Origin of the sequence: Microcoleus sp. T2B6 (genome assembly GCF_036700475.1) — a bacterium.
Taxonomy (GTDB): Bacteria; Cyanobacteriota; Cyanobacteriia; order Cyanobacteriales; family Microcoleaceae; genus Microcoleus.
The window spans coordinates 1-5,264 of record NZ_JAUBOZ010000202.1 but is presented as its reverse complement, the minus strand read 5'-3'; the positions used below and the strand labels follow the sequence as shown (position 1 = coordinate 5,264).

At 45.4% G+C, this 5,264-nt stretch carries 5 protein-coding genes; 3 read left to right on the top strand and 2 right to left on the bottom strand.

Annotation, left to right across the window (positions count from 1 at the left end; all coding sequences use genetic code 11):
* Nucleotides 1-63: 63 nt before the first annotated feature.
* Together QUA00_RS36110 and QUA00_RS36105 are read right to left on the bottom strand one after the other, a co-directional pair.
* Nucleotides 64-1,032, bottom strand: coding sequence for an AAA family ATPase (locus tag QUA00_RS36110; protein ID WP_333413367.1), 969 nt, complete (start codon nt 1,030-1,032; stop codon nt 64-66).
* A 300-nt stretch (nt 1,033-1,332) separates the two neighbouring features.
* Nucleotides 1,333-1,506, bottom strand: coding sequence for a hypothetical protein (locus QUA00_RS36105; RefSeq protein WP_333413365.1), 174 nt, complete (start codon nt 1,504-1,506; stop codon nt 1,333-1,335).
* A gap of 52 nt (nt 1,507-1,558) precedes the next feature.
* Between QUA00_RS36105 and QUA00_RS36100 the strand changes: the two genes are divergently transcribed.
* The 3 genes from QUA00_RS36100 to QUA00_RS36090 all read left to right on the top strand — a co-directional run bounded on the left by QUA00_RS36100 (nt 1,559) and on the right by QUA00_RS36090 (nt 5,206).
* The gene (locus QUA00_RS36100; RefSeq protein ID WP_333305125.1) at nt 1,559-1,876 is read left to right on the top strand and encodes a hypothetical protein; all 318 of its coding nucleotides are present in this window, start codon (nt 1,559-1,561) and stop codon (nt 1,874-1,876) included.
* A gap of 430 nt (nt 1,877-2,306) precedes the next feature.
* Nucleotides 2,307-3,740 (top strand): CAP domain-containing protein, encoded by a 1,434-nt coding sequence (locus QUA00_RS36095; protein ID WP_333305127.1) that lies wholly within the window; start codon nt 2,307-2,309, stop codon nt 3,738-3,740.
* Nucleotides 3,741-3,835: 95 nt separating this feature from the next.
* The gene (locus QUA00_RS36090; protein WP_333413363.1) at nt 3,836-5,206 is read left to right on the top strand and encodes a hypothetical protein; all 1,371 of its coding nucleotides are present in this window, start codon (nt 3,836-3,838) and stop codon (nt 5,204-5,206) included.
* Nucleotides 5,207-5,264 lie beyond the last annotated feature (58 nt).

Here is a 5,264-nt window from a genome sequence, read left to right as displayed (position 1 = left end):
TAGCTTTATTCCTGAACCTTGGCCAAGCCGTTCTCACTTTTCTACGGCTTAAATTTTAAAAACCTACCCCTGAAAGGTAGGCACGGGGAGTAGGGGTAGCACTACCCCTACAAATTTATCTAAATCATTTAGGATTGCTATATCATTGTACAGCACCTCCATCGCTAGAGCATTGCCTTTGTAAACTGCGTGCATTTCTTGCAGAGCTTGTAAATCTTCAGAAGTTTTGGGATATTCAAAATATTGTTGCCATGCTTCTGGAGTCAAGCCTCTTAAAATGTGAGTTTGAACGCCTCTGATGTCAGGTTCTTTTAATTTTTCTCTACTGGTAATCAGGGTGACTCCTTCGATTCGGGGCTCGCTGAGTACCCGCAGCAATTCTACATAATTGCGGTATTCAGGTAAAAACATACCGTTACGTAAAGCAGGTTCTAAGTTATCTATAAAAATTGCGACTTTGCTTTGACGCAGCTTTGTTTCGAGCAAGTTTAAACTCAGGCTAAAATCTCTGGGTGCATCTTCCTGAAAATCTTGTTGCAGCCAAGTCTGTACAAATGAATCGGCACTCCGCAAGTTTTCTGGAGTTAAGGCAATTTTCATATCTAAGATTTTTTCAAATTGGCAACTTGCTAAGTATTGCTGTGCTAAGGTGGTTTTGCCGATGCCGCCTTCTCCTACTATTATCAAAATCTTGAACTTTTCTGATGTCCATTTTTGGAGCTTAGTAATATCTGAAGTTCGTTCTACCCAGCGAGAATTTAATGGTTGTGGTTCTCCAGGTGGCGCTGGGATTAGTTCGGGACTGAATTGAAAAAATAATGCCTGCAAATCTGACCAGCTAGAGCGCTTGTCGTTTCCTAAACCAAAGGCTTGATATGCTGTTGTCAAATGTTGGCGTACAGTTGCTTCTGATTTAATTGCGAGAATTTTGGCGATTTGTTTGTTGGGTGTTCCAGCTAGTTTTTGCTGCAAAACTTGCTTGCATTTGTTGCCTAAATTGTTGTAAATGGTGGTAAATTCTGCTTGATTCATGGGTAGTTTGCCTGTGGAAGTGCGATCGCGCGTGGCAGCGCCATGTCAGAAGTTGGCGACCGAGAATTTCAAAGGTGGTACAAGCCCCCGTCTCTATCCGTGGAATCAATCGAAAGCATCCCAAATCTAAAATCCTCAAGCCCCCGTCTCGATCCGTGGGGTCAATTCTTCAATCATCCAATCTAAAATCTAAAATCTAAAATCTAAAATCGAATGACTGCTGCCTGTGACTGCACAATTGTGAGTTTTGAATGTTTATTGATTTTACACTGAGTTACGGGTTAAAAAGTTATTCAATAATTAAATCTTTGCAAACATCATTTTGGGGGTAAGAAGTATGGAGTTTCTGGCGGATGGGAATTGTGCGGATGCAACGCTGCTAATTGTTGTGCGATGCTGTGCGTCATCGTCTGCGACTTTGGGGGCGATCGTGTAAATGATTGTTACAAAAGCTGGAACTATGCGTAAAAACATAGGGCTATTTCCGAAATCTATATAGAGGCTGAAATTTAGGGGGTAAAAAGCTATGAGGTTTTTGTCAGAGGATGCAGCAGGCGATCGGGCTGACAAAGCAGGCGACAGCAACAGCAAAGCTAAGTTAAATCAGAAGGTGGAAACAGATATGTCATCATCGCACAACGTTCAAAGACATACGGTTAAACAAGTTTTTGACCAGGTTGAGAAGATTCTGGAGGAAACTTGGCAAGAAACTGGGTTCGGAAAGGTAACAATTGAAAGTGAAAGGGAAAAGAACAATGTGATTCGGGTAATTGTCAAGGGTTCGACTTATTATAAGTTCTTTCTTGACGATGCAGAAGTTAGTAAGTGGAGTTCGAGGAAGTAAATTCGAGCGAGCTATTTCGCAATCGGGCGAGCTGGCTTGGGTAATGAAATAGAGAGTCACCTAACAAAAACAGAATGTTCAGATACCCGACTTCTGTAAGCAGTGGGGTATCTAATAACGCGAGAGTTTTACGTTTAATTACGTTTAATTACGTTTAATTTATCCCTGTAGGATGTTGACAAATCGACTAAGATGGTGTAATTTATCAATTTAAGGTGGATCAAGCAAAAGTGCATCTGCGCTGTACGGCTGAGTGGGCTGCCAGCGTTAAAGTTTGAATCAACTAAATAAACACAAAACCTAGTTCGAGACTGATGGTGAGTTCAGGGGTGGGCTGGGGAAGTGGTGATTACGCATTATGTGCGATCGCCCCTTCTCCGGCCTTTTGTTTTTTGGTAAACAACTTGACTTGACAAATTGGAGGTTAAATATGGCTCGTTTAGATGGAACAGCGCAAAATGACCAACTTTTTTGGTCTGATTCTGTGCCCGTAGAAATTTATGGCTATGCGGGTGATGACAGTCTATGGGGCGATGCGGGAGACGATCTGATCGTTGGCGGTTCTGGAAATGATGATCTATTGGGCGATCCGGGTAATGATGTCATTTATGGTGGTCGGGATAGCGACTACATTGAAGGTGGATTAGGTGCAGATCAACTGTTTGGTGGTAAAGGAGCTGATTATTTAGTCGGCGGTGGTGACACAGATACGCTGATAGGTGGCGGCGGAAGTGATACCTTTGGTCTTACCAGCAATGGGGTAGCTATTATCCGCGACTTTGATGCTGCTTCTGATTCTATCGAACTGTTAGATGATTTGACTGGTTCTCGCTTTTTAGTTGCCCGCAATGATAGCAATAGTGTCGGAGTTTATGTTAGCAGCAATGGCGGTTCTTCTTTTGATAAAGTCTTGGCATTGTTGACCAATTTTACTGGCGATGTTGGGAGTGTTTCTGCGAAAATTATCGGTGGAAATGTGACAGCAACTCCGACTCCGACTCCGACTCCGACTCCGACTCCTATTCCGACTCCGACTCCGACTCCTATTCCGACTCCTATTCCGACTCCGACTCCTCCGACCTCTGATAACTGGCTCGATCGGGTGAATTACTTACGTAGCCTAGCCAACTTACCACCTGTGACTAACAATCCTGCATGGACACAAGGGGAAATAGAACACTCCCGTTATGTCGTTAAAAACAATGGATCTACTCATGATCAAGACCCTAATAATCCTTGGTATACGGCCGCAGGATCTGAAGCGGGTAAAAACGGCAATGTGGCCGGTTGGGAAACAACTCAGGCGCGAGATGTCGATTTTATTGATGGATGGATGACCGCACCTTTTCATGCGTTAGGAATTATCAATCCTAAACTAACACAAGTTGCTTACGGTAGTTATCGCGAAGCCAATGGGGGAATTGACACAGGGGCAACTTTAGATGTTGTTCGAGGAATTAATCGTAATTCTTCACCCCAATATCCTGTTATGTGGCCTGCAAGTGGCAAGACAGTTCCCATAAGACAGTATGGAGGAAATGAATATCCCGATCCGTTAACAGGCTTTCCAGGATACACGGCTCCTACGGGCTTACCTATTTATTTGTTATTGGGTTCTGGAAACGTCACGCCTCGAGTCACTTCTCACTCATTAACGCAGGGAAATACACCCATACAACACAGTGTTTTTGATGAAACAACCTACAGCAATCCCGATCCATCTGCTCAACAAGGGGCACGCAGTATCTTGGATTCACGCGATGCAATTGTAATGATACCCCGTAACCCATTAATCCCTGGAAATTATACTGCTTCAATTACATCCAGCGGTCAGACTTATACCTGGTCTTTCAATGTTGCCTGATGCGCTCTAGTTGAACCAGCGATCGCCATTGCTAAAAATAAGCAATCGCCATTTCTCCACTCCGTTTATTTTGCAAACCAATAGCTAGGAAAATTATGACTATCAAACGACAAGGGATTTATTTCGTCGGAGAAGATACAGCAGACAATGTTGCACTCGAAGCCGGACAACTTCAGGAAGTGCCTGGAGGATTGCTAACTCGCAAAGGTAATGATACTGTCAGCGGTTCCTCTGATGCTGAAGTTGTATATGGTGGCAAAGGAAATGATGACATTGATGGCGGAGGTGGCAATGATTCCCTTCGCGGCGACAAAGATGAAGATACTGTTATCGGAGGAGATAGAGATGATTGCTTGTGCGGCGGTCAAGGCAATGATTCAATTGTCGGTGGTAGCGGCAATGATAGTTTGCACGGCGATCGGGGTATCGATACTTTAACAGGTGGCAGTGGCAATGACACATTTTTCCTACTGCTAGATGATGACAACATTGATTACATTACTGATTATCAAAATGGAGGCGATCGCATTGCCAGCGACAATGGCATTTTGAATTTTGATAACTTCACTTTTAGTGCGGGTACGGGTGCTAATGGTGCTGGTAGTGGCGATACGGTGATGATAGATAAAAGTAGCAATCGGGCGATCGCGGTTTTGCTCAATGTTGCCAGTAGCACGTTTGCAGCTAGTCCGACACCAACACCAGCGCCGACACCAGCACCAGCGCCGACACCAGCCCCAACACCAACTCCAACACCAACACCAGCCCCAACACCAACACCAGCCCCAACACCAGCCCCAACACCAACACCGGTGACAACAGCGACTCCGGTGACAACGCCAACTCCGGTGACAACGCCAACTCCGGTGACAACACCAACTCCTGTTACAACGCCAACTCCTGTTACAACTCCGACTCCGGTGACAACTCCGACTCCGGTGACAACTCCGACTCCGGTGACAACTCCGACTCCGGTGACAACTCCGACTCCGGTTACGACTCCGACTCCGGTTACGACTCCGACTCCGATTACGACTCCGACTCCGATTACGACTCCGACTCCTGTTACGACTCCGACTCCTGTTACGACTCCGACTCCGGTTACGACACCGACTCCGGTTACGACTCCGACTCCGGTGACAACTCCGACTCCGGTGACAACTCCGACTCCGGTTACGACACCGACTCCGGTTACGACTCCGACTCCGGTTACGACTCCGACTCCTGTTACGACTCCGACTCCGGTGACAACTCCGACTCCGGTGACAACGCCGACTCCGGTGACAACTCCGACTCCGGTGACAACACCAACTCCTGTTAGTGGCTTTAATATCAAGTTCGACTATCGTTACGATACCACTGGTTTCTTTAACGATCCTAGTCGCAAAGCAGCGTTAGAAGCAGCAGGTAAAATCTGGGAAGATGTCATCAAAAACGACTTTCCCGATCAGGGTAAACGCATCTAAATTAATTTGACAAACACCTAAATTTGTGCATTACTAAATAACTAAAAAAACCTTCTAA

What these genes read in the sequence shown, in the direction of transcription:
- QUA00_RS36110 (WP_333413367.1), bottom strand. Translation starts at nt 1,032, where the DNA reads ATGAATCAAGCAGAATTTACCACCATTTACAACAATTTAGGCAACAAA.
- QUA00_RS36105 (WP_333413365.1), bottom strand. Translation starts at nt 1,506, where the DNA reads ATGTTTTTACGCATAGTTCCAGCTTTTGTAACAATCATTTACACGATC.
- QUA00_RS36100 (WP_333305125.1), top strand. Translation starts at nt 1,559, where the DNA reads ATGAGGTTTTTGTCAGAGGATGCAGCAGGCGATCGGGCTGACAAAGCA.
- QUA00_RS36095 (WP_333305127.1), top strand. Translation starts at nt 2,307, where the DNA reads ATGGCTCGTTTAGATGGAACAGCGCAAAATGACCAACTTTTTTGGTCT.
- QUA00_RS36090 (WP_333413363.1), top strand. Translation starts at nt 3,836, where the DNA reads ATGACTATCAAACGACAAGGGATTTATTTCGTCGGAGAAGATACAGCA.